19 protein-coding genes are annotated in these 23679 nt (G+C 36.0%); 11 read left to right on the top strand and 8 right to left on the bottom strand.

The window, feature by feature from the left end; genetic code table 11:
- Positions 1–9 precede the first annotated feature (9 nt).
- Positions 10–1098: an alpha-hydroxy acid oxidase gene (locus AsFPU1_RS01565; protein ID WP_125061025.1), complete on the bottom strand. Its 1089-nt coding sequence runs from the start codon at positions 1096–1098 to the stop codon at positions 10–12.
- 450 nt (positions 1099–1548) lie between these two features.
- Between AsFPU1_RS01565 and AsFPU1_RS22895 the strand changes: the two genes are divergently transcribed.
- Both AsFPU1_RS22895 and AsFPU1_RS01555 read left to right on the top strand, forming a co-directional pair.
- Positions 1549–2463 carry an all3515 family Zur-repressed PEP-CTERM protein gene (locus tag AsFPU1_RS22895; protein ID WP_227875697.1) on the top strand — a complete coding sequence of 305 codons (915 nt, stop codon included), beginning with the start codon at positions 1549–1551 and terminating at the stop codon, positions 2461–2463.
- Between the two features lie 237 nt (positions 2464–2700).
- A complete protein-coding gene (locus AsFPU1_RS01555) occupies positions 2701–3141 on the top strand; it encodes a DUF29 domain-containing protein (protein WP_172957397.1) in 441 nt (146 codons plus the stop codon).
- Positions 3142–3231: 90 nt separating this feature from the next.
- On the opposite strand, the gene tyrS is transcribed toward AsFPU1_RS01555, so the two are convergent.
- The gene (gene tyrS, locus AsFPU1_RS01550; RefSeq protein ID WP_124970112.1) at positions 3232–4455 is read right to left on the bottom strand and encodes a tyrosine--tRNA ligase; all 1224 of its coding nucleotides are present in this window, start codon (positions 4453–4455) and stop codon (positions 3232–3234) included.
- 173 nt (positions 4456–4628) lie between these two features.
- Here tyrS and AsFPU1_RS01545 point away from each other — a divergent pair, with 173 nt between their 5' ends.
- From AsFPU1_RS01545 to AsFPU1_RS01535, 3 genes are all read left to right on the top strand, one after another.
- Positions 4629–5567 (top strand): ABC transporter substrate-binding protein, encoded by a 939-nt coding sequence (locus AsFPU1_RS01545; RefSeq protein WP_227873330.1) that lies wholly within the window; start codon positions 4629–4631, stop codon positions 5565–5567.
- Positions 5536–8511: an ATP-binding protein gene (locus tag AsFPU1_RS01540; RefSeq protein ID WP_227873329.1), complete on the top strand. Its 2976-nt coding sequence runs from the start codon at positions 5536–5538 to the stop codon at positions 8509–8511. The genes AsFPU1_RS01545 and AsFPU1_RS01540 overlap by 32 nt, the downstream gene beginning before the upstream one ends.
- Positions 8512–8884: 373 nt before the next feature.
- Positions 8885–10723 (top strand): two-component system response regulator, encoded by a 1839-nt coding sequence (locus AsFPU1_RS01535; RefSeq protein ID WP_124970106.1) that lies wholly within the window; start codon positions 8885–8887, stop codon positions 10721–10723.
- Positions 10724–10751: 28 nt separating this feature from the next.
- Here AsFPU1_RS01535 and AsFPU1_RS01530 read toward each other — a convergent pair whose 3' ends face one another.
- From AsFPU1_RS01530 to AsFPU1_RS01510, 4 genes are all read right to left on the bottom strand, one after another.
- Entirely contained in the window at positions 10752–11330 is a 579-nt protein-coding gene (locus AsFPU1_RS01530; protein ID WP_124970103.1) for a Uma2 family endonuclease, read from the bottom strand.
- A gap of 577 nt (positions 11331–11907) precedes the next feature.
- Positions 11908–12090 (bottom strand): AIM24 family protein, encoded by a 183-nt coding sequence (locus AsFPU1_RS01520; protein WP_124970100.1) that lies wholly within the window; start codon positions 12088–12090, stop codon positions 11908–11910.
- 21 nt (positions 12091–12111) lie between these two features.
- A complete protein-coding gene (gene ftsZ / locus AsFPU1_RS01515; protein ID WP_124970096.1) occupies positions 12112–13362 on the bottom strand; it encodes a cell division protein FtsZ in 1251 nt (416 codons plus the stop codon).
- Positions 13363–13670: 308 nt separating this feature from the next.
- Positions 13671–14495: a cell division protein FtsQ/DivIB gene (locus tag AsFPU1_RS01510; protein WP_124970093.1), complete on the bottom strand. Its 825-nt coding sequence runs from the start codon at positions 14493–14495 to the stop codon at positions 13671–13673.
- Between the two features lie 195 nt (positions 14496–14690).
- On the opposite strand from AsFPU1_RS01510, the gene ctpC reads away from it, so the two are divergent.
- Complete coding sequence (ctpC, locus tag AsFPU1_RS01505; RefSeq protein ID WP_124970090.1) at positions 14691–15983, top strand: carboxyl-terminal processing protease CtpC; 1293 nt, start codon at positions 14691–14693, stop codon at positions 15981–15983.
- 198 nt (positions 15984–16181) lie between these two features.
- On the opposite strand, the gene AsFPU1_RS01500 is transcribed toward ctpC, so the two are convergent.
- Complete coding sequence (locus AsFPU1_RS01500) at positions 16182–17483, bottom strand: tRNA nucleotidyltransferase/poly(A) polymerase-related protein (RefSeq protein WP_124970087.1); 1302 nt, start codon at positions 17481–17483, stop codon at positions 16182–16184.
- Positions 17484–17571: 88 nt separating this feature from the next.
- On the opposite strand from AsFPU1_RS01500, the gene AsFPU1_RS01495 reads away from it, so the two are divergent.
- The 3 genes from AsFPU1_RS01495 (at position 17572) to purH (ending at position 20333) form a co-directional block, all read left to right on the top strand.
- A complete protein-coding gene (locus AsFPU1_RS01495) occupies positions 17572–17820 on the top strand; it encodes a Ycf34 family protein (protein WP_124970084.1) in 249 nt (82 codons plus the stop codon).
- 103 nt (positions 17821–17923) lie between these two features.
- Entirely contained in the window at positions 17924–18553 is a 630-nt protein-coding gene (locus AsFPU1_RS01490) for a DedA family protein (RefSeq protein ID WP_124970081.1), read from the top strand.
- 241 nt (positions 18554–18794) lie between these two features.
- Positions 18795–20333 carry a bifunctional phosphoribosylaminoimidazolecarboxamide formyltransferase/IMP cyclohydrolase gene (purH, locus tag AsFPU1_RS01485; protein WP_124970078.1) on the top strand — a complete coding sequence of 513 codons (1539 nt, stop codon included), beginning with the start codon at positions 18795–18797 and terminating at the stop codon, positions 20331–20333.
- Between the two features lie 164 nt (positions 20334–20497).
- On the opposite strand, the gene AsFPU1_RS01480 is transcribed toward purH, so the two are convergent.
- Positions 20498–21574, bottom strand: a complete 1077-nt coding sequence (locus tag AsFPU1_RS01480) for a Rieske 2Fe-2S domain-containing protein (protein WP_124970075.1) — start codon at positions 21572–21574, stop codon at positions 20498–20500.
- 432 nt (positions 21575–22006) lie between these two features.
- Here AsFPU1_RS01480 and AsFPU1_RS01475 point away from each other — a divergent pair, with 432 nt between their 5' ends.
- Complete coding sequence (locus AsFPU1_RS01475; protein WP_124970156.1) at positions 22007–22339, top strand: metal-sensing transcriptional repressor; 333 nt, start codon at positions 22007–22009, stop codon at positions 22337–22339.
- Positions 22340–22554: 215 nt separating this feature from the next.
- Entirely contained in the window at positions 22555–23643 is a 1089-nt protein-coding gene (locus AsFPU1_RS01470; protein WP_124970072.1) for a tetratricopeptide repeat protein, read from the top strand.
- Positions 23644–23679 lie beyond the last annotated feature (36 nt).

Below are 23679 nucleotides of genomic sequence, written 5' to 3'. Positions count from 1 at the left end.
TTCACTGATTTAAGATTTAGGAGAAATCAGAAAACTCTCATTAATTTCTGCTAAGCTAGGACAACCACTTAAGGCCATAGCTAAGGCTAATTCATCTCGCAAAAGTTGTAAAATATGAGCTACTCCTGTTTCTCCATCAACTGCTAATCCCCATAAAATTGGACGACCAACTAATACCATTTTTGCCCCTAATGCTAAGGCTTTAAAAATATCAGTTCCTCGTCTAATTCCTCCGTCCATTATAACATCAATTTTGTTGTCGATCGCTGTTATAATTCTAGGGAGAGCATCTAAAGAAGATATCGCGCCGTCTAATTGTCTTCCCCCATGATTAGAAACAATAATTGCTTTGACTCCATGTTTGAGGGCTAAAATAGCATCATCTCCTCTTAAAATTCCTTTTAAAACAATAGGAAGTTTGGTAATTGATTGTAACCATTCTATATCTTTCCAGGTAATACTAGGGTCAATTTGCTGTTGAAAATAAGCAAATAATCCTGATTCACCAATGGTTTGCGGAATAGTTAAATCAGTCATGGTTACTAAATTAGCTAATTTTAAGGGAGAAGGTAAACTAAATTGATTACGAATATCGGCTTCTCTACGACCCATAACGGGTGCATCTACGGTGACACATAAGGCAGTATATCCAGCTAATTCTGCTCTTTCTACTAATGCTTTAGTTAGTCCTTTATCCCGATGAATATACAATTGAAACCATCTTAAATTATGAGATTGACAGGTGGCCACTTCTTCTAAACTTGTGGTAGATAAGGTACTTAATATTAAGAGAGTTTTTAGATTAGAAGTAACTTTAGCAGTGGCAATTTCTCCCTCTGGATGAGCTAAACATTGAAAAGCCATCGGTGCAACACCAATAGGAATTGATAAGTTTTGTCCCAATATTGATGTGTTTAAATCAATATGGCTAACATCAACTAACATTCTCGGATAGAGTTGATATTGTTCAAAAGTAGTTCTATTTTTATGCAGGGTAATCTCATCCATGGCCCCACTTCTATAATAATCCCATGCCATTGAAGAAAGTTGTTCTTTAGCTAGAGATTCATATTCAAAAAGATTAATAGGTTTAGTCATGATTAATAATGTTTCTCAGTGAGTCAATAATCTTTGTTTATTCAAATATTTTACTAAGTACCGCGCGCAAAATTAATTGCACAGCCTCCGGCAGGTTTTGATATATTCGTAATGGTTGAGTAAAAAAGGTAAGGGCGGGTTTATTTAATTTTTTGGTGAGAATCATTGATTTATGTAAAAAACCCGCTCCTACAAATTTTGTGTAATTAATTTTGTCTATTTACTTAATTTAATTTTAACACAAATAGGTAATGAGGCATTGTTCCCTAGAGTTGAGCTATCGTAACAATTTATACAATTTACTTGTAACTCTTAAATTAATGTTAAGAAAAAGTAGAAATCAAGAGAATAATTTTGTTTTTTTTGCATTTAAGTTTGACAATATGTCTGTTGATTAAAACAGAAACCTTAGATATGATTGCTGATATTATTCGATTTTCAGGAAGTAAAATGAATCTGTTAAAAACAACAACTAACATTTTGTTAGGTTCTCCTGTAGTGGCTTTATCCTTATTATCTTCTTCTCAAATTACCTTAGCGCAAGTTCATTTTGGTCATCATCATATGGTGGTTGGACGAGATAGTTTAGAAATCTTAATGGGTGATACCAATCCATACGCAGGATTACCAAATCCCAACTATAATCGGCTTTCTTTACTATTTCCCCATCCTCATGAACCCCCAGAACTTAGTCATTTTCATGGAATTGGAATCTATAGTTATACAGGGGATGTCAGCAGTCCAACTATCCTAAATACTAACACCAATAATCAGCTTCCAGAAATACGTTTTAACCTACCTCCCTTACCTCTGGTTCCAGGGACAGGGGCTTTTAAAGGTAAAATGGTTAGTATCAAAACAGAGGACAATATTTTCTCTGATTTAACAACTAAACCAGTGGCTCATCTTGCCTCTGCGGCTGATCCTTTAAGTCCTGATTATGACCCCTATATTGCAGGAGTTTATCATACTAGTAATGATCGTTGGAATGGCTTACTTGGTGATGATGCGACGATTTATTGGGAATTAGTAAATATTACTCCTGGTTTAAAGGTTGCTGATAGTAATGGACAAACTTTATTGAGTAAAGTCGGTGATAAAACTTTTATTGGTAAAGGAGATAATTTTGCTTTTAAACCCTATTTTTATGCTCCTAAGATGAGCATAGATAAAAATTACTCAGCAACCTTGAAATTTGTGGACATTAATGAGGATAATGGTCGAACTCCTTGGCTTGAATCAGGAGAATTTACCATTAATTTTCAAGCTGAGAGTGTACCTGAACCGTTGACTATCTTGGGGGTAGGAACCGCGTTAGGGTTTGGTTCTTTCTTTAAACGTAAATTAGGACAGAAAAAGAAATAAGTTATTACTTGAATGGTAGGGTGGGCAATGCACACCCTACTTGAGAAGTGCTATAATAATATCATTTCATATTTGCTTATAGCTTTTCTCAGACTAATGAGGTACAGTGTATTAGTTTCAAACCCATTATTCATAAGGGTTTTACTTCTGTACAATCGCGCCCAAGGAACTTTTAACTTCTGCTATATATCCTTTCAAAAATTAAGGAGGATAACATTGATGAAAACTGATATTAAAATACCTCTACCAGATATTTATAATACAGATTTTGTTTTGTGGATTGATGAAACAGTTAAACAGCTTAAAAATAAAGATTTAGTTAATCTTGACTGGGAACATTTAATTGAGGAGATAGAAGCTTTGGGAAGTGAGCAAAGACGAAAAGTCAGAAGTTATCTCAAACAACTTTTCATCCATCTACTGCTCTATCGTTATTGGATTTCAGAAAAAGAAAGATGTGAAAGAGGATGGCAAGATGAAATAGAGAATTTTCGAGATGAATTAGAGGATTTATTAGAATCAAAAACTCTTTATAATTATTGTCTACAAGAATGGGATAATATGTATGTCAAAGCTCGTTTAAGGGTGATTCAAAAAACAGGGTTAGAACCTTCAATTTTTCCTATAGATTGTCCTTTTACTTTAGAACAAATTCTAGATTTTGATTTTTTACCTTAAATTACAGAATTTTGCCAATCAATTTTTTGTAGGTTGGGTTGAGGAACGAAACCCAACACAGGACATACAATAAAGGGCCTTGCTGATTGATCAAACTAACTTAATAAACTTTTTCTTACCGACTTGTAAAACTTTCCCTTGCAGTTCTTCAGGGGTATCAAAACTAAGATTAACATCCGTAATTTTTTCCCCTTCTAACCGCACTGAACCCCCTTGTATTTGTCGTCTTCCCTCCCCACTACTATCACAAAGTCCACTGGCATTTAAAATATAGAATAATTTGGCAGGAAATTCTACATCTGATAAAGAATATTCAAGAACTGCTTCAGCAGAAGCGGTACTTCTATTTTTAACTAATTCTTCAGCCGTTTTTTGTGCGGTTAAAGCTACTTCTTGGCTATAATATTGAGAGACAACTTCTAAAGCTAATTGTTTCTGAGATTCCCTGGGATTATCCAATATATGCTCAAGAGGTAAATTAGTTAATAACTCAAAATAATCTTTGAGTAAAACATCAGGAGTTTTTTCTAATTTAGAATACATAGATAAAGCATCTTCTTTTAATCCTACATAATTATTGAGAGATTTAGACATTTTTTGTGTGCCATCAGTTCCCATTAAAATGGGCAATAATAAACCAAATTGAGGCCTTTTACCAAAATGTCTTTGTAAATCTCTACCTACAGCAATATTAAACTTTTGATCCGTTCCTCCTAACTCCACATCAGCATCTATCATGACTGAATCATATCCCTGCATTAACGGGTATAAAAATTCATGCAGAAAAATGGGATTTTCTTGTTTATAGCGTTCAGCAAATCCTTCTTTAGCTAACATTTGTCCCACAGTCATTGTGGCTAATAATTCTTGAATTTTCCCTAAATTTAACTCACTTAACCACTCAGAATTGTAACGAATTTCTAACAGTCCTGGAGTATCAAAATCTAAAATAGGACGTAATTGATTAAGATAATCTTTAGCATTAGCTTGAACTTGTTCAGGAGTTAATTGTTTACGTACTTCAGATTTTCCGGTCGGATCACCAATTTGTGCGGTAAAATCACCAATAATTAATACCGCTATATGTCCCCCATCCTGAAACGCTCTTAATTTACGAAAAGGTATACTATGGCCTAGATGAATATCTGAACCCGTAGGATCAATTCCTAATTTAACTCTTAAGGGGCGATCGCACTGATTTAATAATTGTGCTAAATTGTCTTCAGGGTGAGTTGAATTTAGCTGATTGGGGAAAATTTCATGAGTTCCTCGATATAGCCAATTAAGGGATTCAGAACAGATAACAGAAGACATTTGCCGGTAATAATTAAGATAATTATTGAAATCTTTTTTATTGTACATTATCTAGTAAGCAAAAATAATAACCTTATTCTGACATGAATTTACTTAATTTAGGTATGATTTACCAGAAAAAATTGTTAATACTTAAATACTTTATCTTTAGTCTAATAACTATGGTTTTAGCTATGACCCTAACGAATTGTATCACTGAACCCCCCTTACCATTAAAAATTGGTTTTAATCTTTGGCCAGGATATGAAACCTTATATCTAGCTCGTGATCTAGGTTATTATGATAAAAAGCCGATCAAGTTGATAGATTATCCTTCAGGAACAGAAGTAGTAAGAGCCTATCGCAATCAGGAAATTGAAGCTGCGGGGTTGTCAATGGATCAAGCCTTAGTATTGGCAGAAACCAAGAAAAATCTGAAAATTATTGCTATTATCGATGTTTCTGATGGTGGGGATGTGATTTTAGGCCGACCAGAAATTACCAATATGAAAGGATTAAAAGGGAAGCGAGTTGGTTTGGAAGCCACTTCTTTAGGGGCTTTTTTGATTGCTCGTGCATTGGAAAAAAATGGGATGTCTGTTAAGGATATTCAGATAGTTTCTTTAGAACTTTCTGAACATGAACGAGCTTATAAACAAGCAGAAGTAGATGCGGTTGTCACCTTTGGCCCCGCGAAAATTAAAGTATTAGAAGCCGGGGCCAGATTACTATTTGATAGTAGCCAAATTCCCGGTGAGATTGTAGATGTTATAGTTGTTAGTGAGGACGTAATAAATAAGAATTATGATAGGATTCAATCATTAGTGAATGGCCAGTTTCAGGCTTTAGATTATTTAGAAAAAAATCCCCAAGATGCAGGAATTCGTATGGCGAAACGAACTCAAGTAAAGCCCAAACAAATACTTAATTCTTTTAAAGGTTTACGTCAACCTAACTTAGAAGAAAATCAAAGATTATTTGATCAAAGTGATCCTTCATTCGTCAATGGAATGAGAAAATTGGTAAAGATAATGATAGCCAATAAATTGTTATCACAAGATATTGATCCAGCTAATCTTATTGATGATCGTTTTATTAAAAATGCCAAATTCTCAACTCATAAAAATGATTAAATTTTTTCCTTTTCCTCTAAGATTTTCAATTCCATTAATTTTAATTTTATGCGGTAGTTTATTTGGCATAACTTCTTTTAATCAAGAAATCACTGAAAATTATCAAAGAAAAGAAATAAATGCTAAAAACTATGTGCAGATTATCACAGGGCAAACGGCAAGAATCTTAGATTATTTATATCGAAGATCGGATATTGAAGAGTCAGAACTTTCGATTATTAGTCAGCTTGGGAGCCATACTAACATAAATTTAGTAATGGTAATGGATGATCGAAATATAGTTCGTATTTCCAACCTTTATGAACTTAAAGATTCTCTCTTCAGTAAAACTGCTGCTGCTGCTTATACCTCTCAGTTAACTACTGTACGAGAAAAACTTGCCGGAGAAGTTTTTTTGTCTCAGGATAAGAATAAACTGGTTGCTATTTATCCGGTTCTTTTAGAGGTTTTGCCTAACGAAATACGCCCTTCAAGGGTGGGAATTTTGTTTGTTGAATATGATCTTACCAGTGCCAAACAACAGGCTTATAATGATGCTTTTGGGCGATCAGTAGTGTTTAATGTCATGTTAACCCTATTTTGTTTAGGCTTATGGTTTTTCTTTGAATTAACCTTAACTCGGCGAGTTTCTCGGTTAGTTGCTGCTAGTAATAGTTTAGCAGAAGGAAATCTCAATATCAGAAGTGGATTATCCGGTTCCGATGAACTTGTACAAATCTCTGTTGCTTTTGATCGCATGGCCAGTAAAATTCAAGATCATGCCAAGATTTTGCAACGTCAGAATGCTATCCTAAAAGCACAACTAGAGGCTTCTATTGATGGTATTTCCATTGTTGATGAAAACCGTAAAATTGTCTCTTATAATCAGCGCATTTGTGAATTATGGCATATTCCGGTGGAGATTGTAGAAACTAGAGACGATTATCAATTTATGGAATGGATTATGAGTAATTTAGTAGACTCGGAAGCATTCTGTGCCAAGGTAGAGTCTCTTTACGAAAATCCAGGAACCACAAGTATTGATGAAGTTATTTTAAAGGATGGACATATTTTTGATTGTTACTCCGCCAGTGTGCGATCGCCTCTAGGAACTCATTATGGCAGAATTTGGTATTTTCGGAATATTACTGAACGCAAACAATCAGAAAAATTAATTCAACAACAAGCAGAAAGAGAACTATTATTACGAGAGATAACTCAAAGAATTCGTCAATCTCTAGACTTGGAAACTATTTTTAATATCGCTACTGAGGAGATTCGTAAATTTCTTAAAGTTGATCGAGTTGGCATTTTCAAATTTGATCCCAACTCTAAGCATCAGCATGGGGAATTTGTTTCAGAATCTATTGGAAGTGGATTCAACTCCATTGTAGCCACTAAAGTTACAGAACATTGTTTTGCTCAAAAACACGCTATCCATTATTACAATGGCAAAATTCAAATCTTAGATGATATCTATGAAGTAAAAATGCAAGAATGTTATCTTCATCTTCTAGAACAATTTGAAATTAGAGCTAATTTAGTCATGCCCTTACTCAGTGGGGAAGATTTATGGGGTTTGTTATGTATTCATCAATGTTCCAATTCTCGACATTGGGAACAGTCAGAAATTGATTTTGTCCAACATATAGCCAATCAATTAGCCATCGCTATTCAACAAGCAAATTTATTTAAACAGATTCAAAAAGAACTAGCAGCAAAAATAGAAATAGAAGCAAAACTTACCGACAGTAACCAACAGCTTGCCATTTCCAACGAACAGCTTGCTCGTGCTACACGCCTTAAAGATGAATTTCTCGCCAATATGAGCCATGAGTTGCGCACTCCCCTCAATGCTATTTTAGGTATGTCAGAAGCTCTACAAGAAAAAGTATTTGGCCCAATCAACAACAAACAAGAACGAGCATTAGAAACCATTGCCAGCAGTGGTTGTCATTTACTCGAACTGATTAACGATATCCTTGATGTTGCTAAAATTGAATCGGGAAAAATAGAAATAAACCGCACCCCCACATTAGTTAGTGAAGTTTGTCAGTTTAGTCTGCTATTTATTAAACAACAAGCATCACAAAAACGGATTCAGATTGAAACTCAAATCCCCCCTAATCTACCAGAGTTAATGGTAGATGAACGACGTATCCGTCAAGTGTTAATTAACCTGCTCAATAATGCGGTTAAATTCACTCCAGAAGGTGGGAAGATATGCTTGCAAGTTACTCTAGAAAAATCTCAATCTTTGCCTAGTCAATCTCATTACATTCAATTTGCCATCATTGATAACGGAATTGGTATCACCGAGGAAAATCTCTCAAAATTATTTAAGCCTTTTGTGCAGATTGATAGTGCCTTAAACCGTCAATATACAGGTACAGGTTTAGGACTTGCTCTGGTGAAACGCATTGTGGAACTACACGATGGTAAAGTAAAGGTAAGTAGTGAAATCGGTGTAGGCAGTTGTTTTTCCTTCACTGTACCCTATAAAGAACAGCAAATCCCTAAGTCTTCTAGACAAATACCAGGAGGTTCAGAGGTAAACACACCAGGACAAATAGTAGAAGGATTGCCTTTGATTCTATTAGCAGAAGACAATGAAGCTAATATGATTACTATCTCTCGTTACCTGAAAGCAAAAGGATACCGGATACTTTTAGCAAAAAATGGTCAAGAAGCGATTGATCAGGCTAGAGCAGCGATTCCAGATTTGATTTTAATGGATATTCAAATGCCAGGGGTAGATGGTTTAGAAGCAACCAGACAAATTCGCTCTGAAACCTCTCCTCAAATAGCCAATCTTCCTATTATTGCACTGACTGCCTTAGCTATGCCAGGGGATGAGGAAAGATGTTTAGAAGCAGGGGCAAATGGCTATTTGGCTAAACCTGTCAAACTCAGTCAACTAACAAGCATGATTCAACAATTTTTTGACACTCCCGCGCTTTTTTAACGGCGGGGATTCTTGGTTCACACTAAAATTAAATTGACAACCCCCCCATAAAAATCTATGCACTCCGCCCGCGTCCTCTCCCGCCGTACGACGGCGGGAGAGTGTAGGGTTCGTCTTGGACGGCAGTCGCTCGACTTGGGGAGACCTCCGTTTCCCGTCAAGGAGGAAGTGCATTGCTGTAGCCGCTCCTTTTAGGACGGGGCCTTTAAACCCAAAATTTCCGGTAAAAAATGATTATGAATAAATAATTAAGATATTTTTGGATAATCTTGATATAAGAATGTATACATATGTTCAATTTAAGATATTTTTGGGTAATCTTGATATAAGTAGAGATTAATGGTAAAAAAATTAAATTAAATAAATTACTCATATGAATTCCCCTGTTATTTTAGTAGTCGATGATGAACCTCGTAATTTTGATGTGATTGAGTCATTTCTCAGCCATGAAAATTATGAACTCAACTATGCTTCCAGTGGAGAAGAAGCCCTCGAATCCCTAAATTTAATGCCAATAGATTTAATCCTGTTAGATGTAATGATGCCCGAAATGGATGGTCTTGAAGCTTGTTCTCTTATTAAAGTTAATCCCCAATGGCAGTCAATTCCGATTATTATGGTAACAGCATTAACAGCCAAAGAAGATCTAGCTCGATGTCTTAATACTGGGGCTGATGACTTTATCAGTAAACCCGTCAATAGCCTCGAACTGCGAGCTAGAGTCAATTCTATGCTACGAATTAAACAACAATACGATGAGATACAAATAGGCTTGCAAAGACAGGCAATTTTAGAAGCAGAAAAAATAGAAATATTAGAAAATCGCAATATTGAATTAGAAAAACAAGTGGCAGCGCGTACGGCTTCACTGAGGGCAACAGCAGAAGTAATTACTCACAATGCACTCCATGATCCCTTGACAGATTTACCTAATCGGCGAATGTTATTAGAGCGTCTTGAATTAGCAATTAATAAAGCTAAACAAGTCGATAGCTATAATTATGCTGTTCTATTTCTGGACTTGGATAAGTTTAAAGTAATCAATGACAGTTTAGGACATTTAATTGGAGATCAACTGCTTATCAAAATTGCTGAAAATCTTAATAATCATTTGCAAGAAATTTATTTAGTTACTCGATTTGGAGGTGATGAGTTTGTAATTTTACTTGAATATATTAACGGTATTGAAGAAATTATTAAAATTACTGAGGGGATTCTTAAAAATTTTCAATACCCCATCAAACTTAATGAATACGAAAAGGAAATGGTTGTTAGTGCGAGTATTGGTATTGTTTGGGAGACAAAAGATTACTCTCGTGCTGCTGACTTGATTCGAGATGCTGATATTGCCATGTATAAGGCTAAATCACAGGGGAGAAATTCCTACTATATTTTTGATGCTGAAATGCACACTCAAGCAGTAAATAGACTCACATTAGAAAACGATCTCCGTAAGGCTTTGGAACGAGAAGAGTTTATTGTTTACTATCAGCCTATTATGGATATACAAAACAATATTTTGATGGGATTTGAAGCATTAGTACGCTGGCAACATCCAACTCGTGGGTTTATTTCTCCCATAGAATTTATATCCATTAGTGAAGATACTGGATTAATTGTCTCTATTGATACTTGGATGTTTAAAGCAGTTTGTCAACAATTAGCCATCTGGAAAAATAAGTTTCCTCATCGTTTTCCCCTGAAAATGACTATTAATCTTTCTGCTCAAGATATTCGCAAAGCAAGTTTAATGGAAGATATTGATCACACCCTAGCGGAAACAGGTTTAGATGGTAATTCTATTACCCTAGAAATTACCGAAAGTAGGCTAATTGAAGATCTCCCTCAAACCATTGATTTATTAACCAAATTAAAAGAGAGAAACATTCAAATTAGTATTGATGATTTTGGCACAGGATATTCATCTCTTAATTATCTCCATCGTTTACCGGCTAATTATTTGAAAATTGATCGTTCTTTTGTTAAGGAAATGCAAGAAGAAAATCGTAATTATCAGATGATTAGTACTATCATTAATCTTAGCAATCAACTAGGCTTAAAAGTTGTGGCAGAAGGTATTGAAACAATAGAACAATTACAGTGGTTGCAACAGCTTAAGTGTGAATTTGGTCAGGGTTATTTATTTTCTAAACCTTTACCTGTTCAAGAAATTGAAGAGAAATTTTTGATTGGAAAAAAGGAGAGAATTTGAAGATAATATGAATAATTTATTGTTAAATTTATTCAGCAAAAATTACACCTTCATAAATTTCTTGAAATGTGATATCAAGGCTAACTGAGAGTAAGGATAAAGTAGAATTTTCTCCTTCATATTCAGATAATAGCCATTTTCCTTCCTGAGTTTTATTATATTGCATGACATAATATTGACTTTGATTAATTAAAATATATTCCTTAAATTGAGGAATAGAACGATAATAAAGAAACTTATCTCCTTGGTCATAATTTTGAGTAGATTTTGATAAAACTTCGATAATTAATGAAGGATTTGTCACCGTTGTTTTTCCATTTCCATAATAAATTGGTTCTCTCTCAATCAACATCACATCGGGATAAGTTCCTTGACGATAATCAGGAATCCATAACTTTACATCACCAATAAAAATATTATATTTTTGTTTTTTTAAAACAAATTTTAAATACGCAGCAAAATTTAACGCGATTTTATTATGTTCTGTTGTTCCACCAGTCATAGTTACAATTTCTCCATTTTGATATTCATTTTTGTCGTTAGCGGTTTCTTCAAGTGTTAAATATTCTTCAAAAGAATAGTATTTTTTATCGGTTGCGACTGTCATAATTGATTTCCTCATTACTCAGTTAATTTAATTATATATCTAATTATTAAAAGGAGCAAAAAAGTTAAGAAAAGCATAACGATGACGAGATTGAATCCATAAACGATCCTGGTCTCGAAAATGACATAAGAGGTCTTTTGTGTCTAACTAAAATGGATTGTTGAAGTCTTAAATCTACAATTAAAATAGCCGCCACTGGAGACTGTTCAATAGTATACTTAATTTACGATAAATTATCCATATTTACGTTTAAGTTGAGCTTTATATTCAGAACTAATTAACTGTCCCCAAGATTGAGCTTGATGAGTTTGACAATATAATTTTCCCGTTCCTTTCAAGCAAAGAAATAAATCTTTTTTCCCTAACCCAAATTTAAAATTTTTAGGAGAAAATTTAACAAGTTCATACTTTAAACTATTTTCAAAGCATAGCCAATAAAGTGCCAGTTTGAGCGATTATTCCTTCATCCTCTTGCAAAATCACACGAGCGATCGCATTTTCTCGTTGTTCAAGAATTTCTACATCCATTACAATTAATAATTGATAGTAGGGTGGGCATTGCCCACCTTAAGATTAGTCAAACAAGAGAAGTCAAATAACTAATTAATCCCTGTAGCTTACGAGATTGAAAATAGATCATCACCGTTAATCCCCCATCCATACTAATAACTGACCCCGCCCTAGCCGTAATACTTTCTCCTGGATTTAAAGTCACAAATAAAGCAGCAAAAGCGGGACGACAGCGAACTTCATACAGCACAAATTAGAAAACAACGCCAAATTATCGGTTAGGAAAACGCCGTCTTTGGAGAAAGTCAGGAATATCTAAACCCCCAGGTTTAGGCATTTCAGGTTGATTATTCGGAGCAACGGTCGGAGGAGGAGCAACTGCACGAGTTGGGTTGGAGGTCACTTGAACAGGAGTTATGCCTTCATCACCAGTAAACCCAGTAGCAATGACAGTAACAATTACTTCTCCTTGAACCCGCTCATCAATAACCGCCCCAAAAATGATATTAGCATCGGGGTCAACCACTTCAAAAATGGTTTCCGCCGCCGTATTAACTTCATGGAGGGTTAAATCATGGCCGCCAGTAATATTAAAGACAACCCCCTTAGCACCCTTAATAGAGTGTTCTAACAAAGGAGAAGAAATAGCCGCCATAGCCGCGTCATTAGCGCGAGACTTACCATTACCAACCCCAATACCCATCAAAGCTGAACCTGCATCCGCCATAACGGCCCGGACATCGGCAAAATCCACATTGACTAATCCAGGAATTGTAATAATATCAGAAATACCCTGTACTCCCTGGCGCAAAACATTATCAGCCGCTAAAAAGGCTTCTTGTAAGGGAGTTTCAGGAGAAATAACCTGTAATAATTGATTATTAGGAATAACAATTAACGTATCCACATTACGTTGGAGTTCACCGATGCCTTCTCCGGCTTGAACAGTGCGCCGTCTTCCCTCAAAAGTAAAGGGACGAGTGACCACACCTACGGTCAGACAGCCTTTTTCTTTAGCCACCTCAGCCACAATGGGGGCCGCACCCGTTCCAGTACCACCACCCATTCCGGCCGTAATAAATACCAGGTCAGTGTCCTCAAGGGCTTCAGCGATTTCATCACGAGACTCTAAAGCGGCTTCCTTACCAATATTAGGGTTGCCCCCCGCGCCTAAACCGCGAGTGAGTCTTTTTCCAATTTGTAAACGTTGAGGGGCAGCCGATTGAGCTAAAGCTTGAGCATCAGTATTAATCGTCCAAAACTCAATTCCCGTCAAGGAACTTTCAATCATACGGTTAACTGCATTGCATCCGCCACCACCAACGCCAATGACTTTGATTTTGGCAACGTTATTCGGCACGATCTGATTTCTCCTGGCTTCTTCCCCAGGGATGTTTGGGGATTCGTTGGTTTGGGCAAAAGGCAAATTGTTACGGTGATAGCTGTCCACGGCACTCGAAGAATCGGCAGATTGTGTGTTATTTAGGCTGGAATGATTAAGATCTAGATCATTAAGAACCATTGTAATCGGCAGGGGGTAAATAATAACATTTCAAGGGTTTAGCAGTCGTCTAAATCAACCTAATCTACAGTATCATTCATTTAATACCAATATTAAGTTTTTATATATAATTGATTTCTATCTAAAAGCTTAAATTAATAGAGAATTCTTTCATCTGATTAGGTGACAAGTTCCGTTAAATTCCGCCAATCTTCTCCTATCTCTGACATTAGAGGGTTAATTGGCTTAATTTTCTATCATAAAAACCTCAACCGTCGAAAGTTAACATTTATAAACCAAGTTAAGAATAGGTTAGGATTAACTTACAATCAAGGTTTCTCTTGGGCTTTAGTCTTGTCTTTGTCTGTCTTAGGAGGATTGGTTAGATGGACAGAGGGAGACTCAGGGTTGCTCAAATCAATGTAAATAATGCGCCCTTTAGGAACCCTAGAAGATAATTTGGACATTCTACCTAAGACGGCTAATTGTTGAGGGAAATTCTCCCCATAAGGGCCACAATAAACCATTCCTAATTCAGTCTTTAAGATTAGATTACTCGGATCTCGCCAATCAATCAGCTTAATTTTGACCGGAGAACTCATAATTAGAGTATATAGCTTATTCCAATGCTGACCATACTGTTGCTCAAATCCCATAACCTTAAGCGCGTCTGAAGCAACAGGTTTGACCCCTTTTTGATAAAATTTTTGTGGAATCCAAACCCCTTGGGCATCAAGAAATCCTACTTCTCCCCTAGAACTGGCTTCAGCAATAGGTTGTCTTTCCCTGACCGTAATCGTAATTTGGGTTGGTAAAATGCGACGAGTAATATAAACATCATCGATAGGTGGTTGGGTTTTGAGTTGTTCTTTGACTTGATGGATTGGCAATTCCCAAATCGGTTGAGGATAAGCAACAGACAACATTTGCTTAATTTGTTGTTGGGAAAGTAACTTATTGCCTAAAATCTTAACTTGAGATGGTTCTCTAATTACCCAATCAGGTAAAGTCATTGTCCACACTAAGCCCCCTGTTAAACCACATACGGCCACAAAACGCCAAACTCCTTGCCAAGCTTTTAACCTTCGTTGACTTTGTAAACTTTCTCGTCGGGTTTTTAAGTCATCAGGAGAAACATAAGTGCTAATTGCCATGAGATAACTCCACCTACTATACAAAAAATGTTATAATCAAACACAGGCTGCTTTATCTAAAATTAAATTACCGTTCAATCTAAGTCAGCCAGGAAACTTGACCCTAAGATACACTGATTCCCCTATTGATGACAAGTTCCTGGACTAGAGTTAGCAGTTCCGTTTTATAATGTTCTACTAGCATAAATTAGACTTATGGTCAACCACAAAAAAGGGCTGGTTCTTGGTGCTACCGCTTTCGTTCTCACCGCAGTGGCGGTCACGGGGGCAGGGCTTCGTCTTTCTCGTAGTCAAGCCTTTTTTCAAGATAATCCCAAAGAATTAGTTGATGAAGTTTGGACGATTATTGACAAAACCTATGTAGATGGAACGTTTAATCAAGTCGATTGGCGTTCGGTCCGTCAAGACTATTTAAACCGTTCTTATACCAATAAAGAAGAAGCTTATAAAGCAATTCGGGAAATGTTGAAGAAGTTGGGTGATCCCTACACCCGCTTTATGAACCCGGAAGAATTTAAGAATATGCAGATAGACACCTCTGGGGAATTGACAGGGGTGGGTATTCAACTTAGTAAAGACGAAAAAACCAAGGAATTAGTCGTTATTGCTCCTATTGAAGATACTCCTGCTTTTGCTGCCGGAATTCTCTCTAAAGATGTGATTACCAAAATTAACGGTAAAACCACTGAAGGGATGGAAGTAGAAGACGCGGTTAAGTTAATTCGGGGGACCCCAGGTAGTAAAGTTACCTTAACTATTCGCCGCAGTGATAAAGAAGTAGATTACTCCCTAGTCAGAGCAAGAATTGAACTTCATCCTGTTCGCGCTCATGTGGAAAAAACTCCCATTGGTGATATTGGGTATATTCGTCTAACCCAATTTAGCGCGCAAGCAGGCGAAGAAATGGGCGTTGCGATCAAAGATTTAGAAGGCAAGAAGGTTCAGGGGTATATCTTGGATTTACGCTCTAATCCTGGGGGATTACTCTATGCGAGTGTGGATATCGCTCGTATGTGGCTTAATGATGGCAAAATCGTCTCTACCGTCAGTCGGACTGGAGAAGTGGAACTACAACGGGCCAGTAATCGCGCTTTAACTAATAAACCTCTAGTGGTTCTGATTGATGGCGGTTCGGCTAGTGCTAGTGAAATTCTCTCTGGTGCTTTACAGGATAACAAACGGGCCGTTTTAGTGGGGACTACTTCTTTTGGTAAAGGGTTAGTTCAGTCGGTTCGAGGGTTAGGAGATGGTTCCGGTTTAGCGGTGACTATTGCTAAATATTTGACCCCCAGTGGTCGAGATATTAACAAACATGGAATTGATCCTGATGTTAAGCTTGAATTAACCGATGAGCAACGCAAAGCCCTGCAACAAGAACGGGATAAAATTGGGACTTTTGGTGATCCCCAATTTGATAAAGCTTTTGAAATCCTCAAAGGACGCATAGGAACCGCTAAAAATCCCCAGAGTCCAACTGGTGGGAAATAAAATCAATTCCTGAATAGAACTATAAAACATTAATTAGGAGAGGAAAATTTTGTTTCTCTCCTTTTTTCATGATTTATATAGTGGAAATCGATCTTTAGCTACGGAATTAATTAAAGAACGTCGCCAAGAATCTGAAAATGATTGCTATTACTACTGATAAAACTTGGAATAATTTAAAGATAGGAACTTTGATTGAAGTTATTCGATAATATCATCAACATCATCATTATTTTTTGATGTTTTGGTATAACATTGAGCAAACTGTAAGGCTTCTTCTACTGTTGAAATTTTACCTTCAATATGGGCGATTTGAATTTCAGTTAATAACTGACCAATTTTCCGACTAGGTTTCATCTGTAGATTGTTAATTAAATCATTACCATTAACCAAAGGATGAGGATGAGCAACTTGATCTTTCGGATCAAGATAACGATAGATTAACTCAATAATATTAAGGGAATTTATCCCCATTGCTAAAGCTAAAATAGCCATCACCGGAAAGACATTTCCTACTCCTAAAAACAAAAAATATAAGTTCCTTAGACTCATTTTTCCTGAACTTTCTTGCAATTGAGGTAAATAAGTTAAAGCTTTAGTAACTGCTCGAATATCCCCACGAGAATATTTTAAATTTATTAATTCTAATTCCGCTTTTTGAGGATCATTAGACACTAAACAAGCAAGTTTTGCTCTTTGGATCGTTTCAGTATAATATTGATAATTATCTAAAGAATAGTCAAATAGTTGCTTAAAATCATCTTGACCTAGACTTTCTCTTAAAAATTGGATCGCCTTATCTATTTGTACAAGTTGCTGTAACTTATCTTCTGTTAACTGGTTAAACCAAGATTTAAGTAAACCATCATGAGCAACTTCTATTAACCACTTAGTACCCTGAATATTCCCTAATAAATAGCCTAATTCAGATTGAACTCTTTCAGCAGCAACTCGATGAATTAAAGGGGCTAATTGTTGAATTGTTTCCCTTGTTTTCGGTTCAATAGTAAAATTTAATTGCGCTCCTTGACGATAAGCTCTTAATAATCTTAAGGGATCATCTTGCAAGTTTTTAGGAGATACCATTCTCAAAATACCTTGTTCAAGATCTCTTAAACCTTGTAAGGGATCAATTAATTTTTGCTCATGAAAATTATAAGCGATCGCATTAATAGTAAAATCCCGTCTTTGTAAATCTTTTTCTAAAGTTTCCCCCTCTTGTTGAGCAAAATCTACAGTTCCTTGCTTAAAAATAACCCTAGCAATATGTCTATCAGCATCTAAAACAACAAATCCCGCTTGATAATGTTTAGCCATATTTCGTGCGGTATCAATGGCTAATTTAGGTAAAACAAAATCTAAATCTAGATAAGGTCTATGACACTGAAGTAGGGCATCTCGTACAGCACCTCCCACTAAACAAGCTTGTGGCGATAACCAATCTAAACTAAAAGGTAGAGAGTCGGGAGATAAATTAATTACAGTATTTTGCAGAGTAGTCATTAATTAACAAAAATAAACCTGATCAAATTAGACAAATATCCTTTTCTTGCGTTAGATTAACAAGTAAAGATCGATTGAGGAAAAACGTATGTGTATTTGTGTGAACTGCCACTACGTTAATCGCTGTATTACTTATCATGCAGTCGAACAGCAGCACCAACAACCCCATTTAACCGATAGCCCTGATTTTGAGCCAACAGAACCCAGCATTAACGTTAATATACGTCCTAAAGAAGATTATATCGAAATGGAATGGGATGTGGTTGGTTGTGAGAGTTTCTTAGAAGAAACCGGAAAATGGCTTAAATTACGCCCTGGTGAACTTGTTCCTACTTGATAGGTCATCTAGCATAACTTTTTTGGGTATCTAAATTGACACGATTTCCTGATATGCGTCAAGATAAGAAAGGAAAGTAAACCAATGTATAAGCTTAGGCGAAATGTCTGTGGAACTTCTATCACTAGACAATCTTCAGGAAATTGCACGTCAATATGGCTACTGGGCGGTATTTATCGGCATTGCTTTAGAGAATACCGGAATTCCTCTGCCTGGGGAAACTATAACCATTGTAGGCGGTTTTCTCGCCGGTAGCGGGGAATTAAATTATTGGGTTGTGTTAGGTTCTGCGATCGCGGGGGCAGTTCTAGGGGATAATTTTGGCTATTGGATTGGTAGGTTGGGAGGATGGGCATTATTATTACGGTTAGGCCGTTTGTTTAAAATTCCTCAACTCAAATTAGAGGAAGCAAGGGCGCAGTTCAGTCAAAATGCCGCTAGAGCAGTATTTTTTGGTCGGTTTGTCGCCTTATTACGGATTTTTGCCGGGCCGATGGCTGGTATTGCTCAAATGCCCTATGGTCAATTTTTAGGGTGTAATTTGGGTGGTGCAACGGTTTGGGCAACTATTGTGGTGACGCTTTCTTTTTTTGTGGGCCGTATTATTCCGTTACATCAATTAGTAACCTGGGTCGCTCAATTTAGTATTGTAGCTTTAGTTTTAGTGTTAGGGTGGATTATTATTTCTGTATGGCGTGAGTCTCGTAAACCTAAATTAGAAGTAAAAAAATAATTTTAAGTATTAGTATTGTTGGAATTATTGCTGTTGGTTTTGTTTGGTTTAGGTCTGTGGAAATCAAAAAATATCAAGATTGAAGCAAGAAGCGAAAAAAAAAATCTATGACATAGGAAACTTCCTAACTCCCTGGTTTGATGATTAGTCAATTCTAATTTGATTATAAAATAAGACCCTTAACCTTAGTCCCAATGAGATAATAACTAAGTCAAGGTTAATGTAGGGAGATTAAAAATTCATGGGACGTTTAGCACTACTGAGCGTATCAGACAAAACAGGAATTATCGATTTAGCTCAACAGTTGGTCAAAGAATTTGACTTTGAGTTGATCAGTAGTGGGGGAACAGCTAAAATCTTAAAAGAAGCGGGATTAACTGTTACTAAAGTAAGCGAGTATACAGGTTCACCAGAAATTTTAGGTGGACGAGTTAAAACCCTTCATCCTCGAATTCATGGAGGTATTTTAGGACGGAGAAATGTTCCTCAAGATGGGGAAGAAATGGAAGCAAATCATATTCGTCCTATTGATTTAGTTGTGGTTAATCTTTATCCTTTTGAGCAAACAATTGCTAATCCTAATGTTACTGTAGCTGAAGCTATTGAGCAAATTGATATTGGCGGCCCTACCTTATTACGTGCTTCTGCAAAAAATTTTGCTCATGTCACCGTTTTATCTAATCCTAAATATTATGAAACTTATTTACAAGAATTACAAAAAAATAATGGTGAATCTTCTCTCAGTTTTCGGCAAAAAATGGCGGGTGAAACTTTTGGATTAACTCATGCTTACGATGGGGCGATCACTAATTATTTTGCTAGTTTATCTGATGATTTACCCTCCCGTTTTACTGTTTCAGGAACGGAATTTCAATCTCTACGTTATGGAGAAAATCCTCATCAAAGTGCGACTTGGTATCAAACAGGAACTCAAGCATCAGGATGGGCAGCAGCAACTCAATTACAAGGAAAAGAACTCAGTTATAATAACTTAGTAGATTTAGAAGCAGCACGACGAATTATTGCTGAATTTGACCCAAATAAACCAGCAGTTGCTATTCTTAAACATACAAATCCTTGTGGGGTTGCATTAGGAAACACTCTAGCAAATGCTTATGAAAAAGCCTTTAATGCGGATTCTATTTCAGCATTTGGGGGAATTGTTGTCTTAAATCAACCATTAGATGGAGACACAGCTAAATTATTAACTAATACTTTTTTAGAATGTATTGTTACTCCTGGATGTAGTGAAGAAGCGCAACAAATTCTCAATACTAAATCTAAAGTCAGAGTGTTAATATTACCGAATTTAAACAGTGGGCCATCTCAAACCGTTAAGGTGATTGCAGGAGGTTTATTAGTGCAAGATTCTGATGATGTTGTAGATACTGTTGATAGTTGGAAAATTGTCACAGAAAAACAACCTATTCCTGAACAATTAGCCGAATTATTGTTTGCTTGGAAGGTGACTAAGCACGTTAAATCTAATGCAATTGTGGTGACTAAAAATCTTACTACTTTAGGGATAGGAGCGGGTCAAATGAATCGGGTAGGTTCCGTTAAAATTGCCTTAGAACAAGCAGGAGAAACCGTAAAAGGAGGATATCTTGCTAGTGATGGTTTTTTCCCCTTTGATGACTCTGTACGCACCGCAGCAGCAGCAGGAATTGAAGCCATTGTACAACCTGGAGGCTCATTAAAAGATAAAGATTCAATTGCGGCTGCTAATGAATTAGGATTAGTGATGGTTTTAACAGGAATTCGTCATTTTCTCCATTAATTTTTGTAGGGGCATGGCATTAGTATTTTGTTATTTAACCAGAATATTAATTAAAGCCATGCTCAAAAGTCTTGAAAATTGAATATGGGCATGGCATTACTCAATTTTTTGTTCTCCCAAAATCTTATCAACGCCATGCCCCTACAGCTCATAATTATATGGTATTAATTAAGAGGAATTCCTTTTTTTTTCAACAATTCTCGCACATCCAAAAGTAAAGGAAAAATCTCTTGATTCCAGTCTGTTCCTTGTAGATCATAAGCTTTTTGTTCTGTTTCTACTATCATTTTATCTTCAGCAAAAATTTCTCCGGTAAAATAACGCATTAAGGGCCATAAAAGAGTTAATAGTCCGGGAATTTTAGGACGACGAATCATCAACATTCCAAAACTATGATTAATTTTTTGTTCCTTATCTACGGGAATATAATAAACCCAAAGTTTTAACACAGGAGAATCAGAATTAGGACCACAAACTGTCAAAGTTTGATAAGGATATTCAGTGCGAATTGTCATGATATCAAAATCAGTTACTGTTTCCTTTTTATCTCGTCCGGCCGCTAAAACAAGATTCGCGGTAGGATGAGGTTCTCCACTAAATTTATACTTAGCTTCTACCCAATTTTCTCCTTTAGAATTCTCAATCAAACTAGGTTTAACTTTTCCCATTAATCTTCGATGTAAAAATTGATGGTTCATATCCATTAAATTTTCCAATAAAAAGGAATAATGACAATTAACCCGACGGGAAAAATACATCGTTTTATAGTCATTTTCATTAATTTGTACATCAGGAAATGGGACAGTTTGCGCTAATTCTGCTTTACCAGGAAAGACAAAAATATGTCCATAAGCTTCTCGACAAAGATAACTTTTAACTCCTTTGGGAATAGGTGTATCTTCCGGTAAATAGGGAACTCCTGTTAATTTTCCTGTCTCATCATAGAGCCATCCATGATAAGTACATTTTAATTTAGAGCCACACATAACCCCCATACTTAAAGGTATTTGTCGATGAGCGCAACGGTCTTCAATAGCAAAAACTTGCTCAGATTTAGTCCTAACTAAAACAATGGGTTCCCCCCCAAATGTAACCCCATGAGGTTTATCTTTTTTGAGTTCTTGTGATTGAGCAACGGGATACCAAAAGTTAGGATTTAAACCTATTTTTCTTAAATCTTGTTGATAATCGTTATACGGTGCATATTGAACTAATTCGTCAGTTTTCCAGTTTGGTTTCATTTTTGTTTGAACAGGGTTGCTTTTAAATTTTAGATCGGCTATCTTTGAATCATAGGACTTAAACAAAGACTCCAGAAATTGAGTATTTTTCCAGGGTCAATTTATGAATTGACTCTACAGGTATTGCTACTGCGTAAGTTCTGAATTAGCCGTATTAAATTTAGCACAGCTCTTTTTATTGTGGGATAATGATTAAGTAAAAAAATATATTCGTAATTTGTTACAGTTGATACTAAAAAATATGTCAGACTAAGAGATGACTTATGCAAGTCCTCTAAAAAGTATTGATTTTTGTAGGGGCAATTCATGAATTGCCTCTACAGGTAGTATCTTTGTTAAAGTTATATCAAAGAAAAGTTAGTTCACTATAACTGTCATCTCTTGAGGTTAAATGTAAAACCATTGACTAATAATCAATTCCATCCTACTACTATTACTACATCTTCTGAAACGTCAGGGACTCATACTCATGATCATAATAATAGTCATAGTCACGTTCACAGTCAAGCTTCATTAAAGCAAGTTATTAACCGTCTTTCTCGCATTGAAGGCCATATTCGAGGCATTAAATCTATGGTAACAGAAAGTCGTCCTTGTCCTGAAGTTTTGATACAATTAGCAGCAGTAAGAGGGGCCATTGATAGGGTATCTCGATTAATTTTAGATGAGCATTTGAATGAGTGTGTTGCTCGTGCTGCCAAAGAAGGTAATATTGAGGAAGAATTGGAGCAATTAAAAGCAGCTTTAGATCGTTTTTTACCTTAAATAATTAATTTAATTCCTACTATTAAACTTAATGGTCAATATAGTGAAATTTAGTTAATTATGGCTAACTATATTGAGTTTTAGCGTAACTGTTGGAAAATCCTTAAGATTCCTGCGGGAGTTTTTTTAACATTTGTGCAGCATTATTGAACAACATTAGGTTAAGATCATTGACATTAAAAACCCTGAGAATAAACGCAGGCAGGTACCAAAACGTGCTTATCTTAGCAACACTACCCTGGATAACAAGTATATTATTAATTTCTTCCGTTTCTCCAGTCCTGGCTCAACTTAATTCCCCCGTACTCTTAGCTCAAGTTAATAATAATGAACAACTTGAAGAATTATTGCGTGTTGGGCGAGAATACGTCAATGCAGGAGATTATCAAAATGCTTTGGCCGTTTATGAACAAGCTTCCCTATTAGATGGACAAAATCCGAGGATTTTCTCTGGTATCGGCTATTTACAAGCTTATAAAGGTAATTTTCGCGCCGCAGTCCAAGCTTATCAACAAGCTCTCACTCTCGATCCGAGTAATCCAGATTTTTATTATGCGTTAGGTTATAGTCTGGCTAATATTGGCGATAATTCTAATGCGGCTGCGGCTTATTATTATGCTATTCAACTCGAACCGGAAGCTATTAGGAATTATATCGGACTTGGGGTGGTTTTATTACGCAAAGAAGACTATCAAGGGGCTGCAGATGCTTATAAACGAGTCATTGCTCTTGATCCTAATAATGCAGAAGCTTTTTCTATTATGGGATCAGCTTTGATTCAACAAAAACGTCTTGATGAGGCTATTTCGTATCTAGAACAAGCTATTAGAAGATTTCCTAATAATAGCGAATTACGCTTACAGTTAGCGTCTGCTTTTTTAAATAAAGGCTCTCTTGAGATAGGTTTACAACACTTAAAAGCGGCTGAACAACTTGAGCCAAGTAACTTAAAAATACAATTAAAAATAGGTAGAATTTTAGAAAAACAAGGTAACTTAGAGCAAGCTCTTAACACCTATCGACGGGCTTCTTATTTACACCGAAATTCTCCTGAAGCTCAAGCAGGAATAGGTAGAGTTCAATTAGCTCAAAAAGATTATCTGGGTGCTATTGTTACTTATAAAGAATTAGTTGAAATACTTCCTCAAAATCCTGAACCTTACTATTATTTAGCTGTCGCTTTTAAGGAACGAAAAAGAACTCAAGAAGCCAAAAAATATTTAGAGCAAGCTCGTCAACTCTATCAACAACGAAATAATAAGCAAGGATTAGAAAAAGTTGATAAATTATTAAAAGAATTATAAATTATAATTTATAAATTGGGATTGGCTCTCCCGTAC

The sequence above is a fragment of the Aphanothece sacrum FPU1 genome (assembly GCF_003864295.1).
Classification (GTDB): Bacteria; Cyanobacteriota; Cyanobacteriia; order Cyanobacteriales; family Microcystaceae; genus Aphanothece_B; species Aphanothece_B sacrum.
Note: the sequence above shows the minus strand (reverse complement) of the source record. Positions and strands in the feature narration are given on the sequence as shown.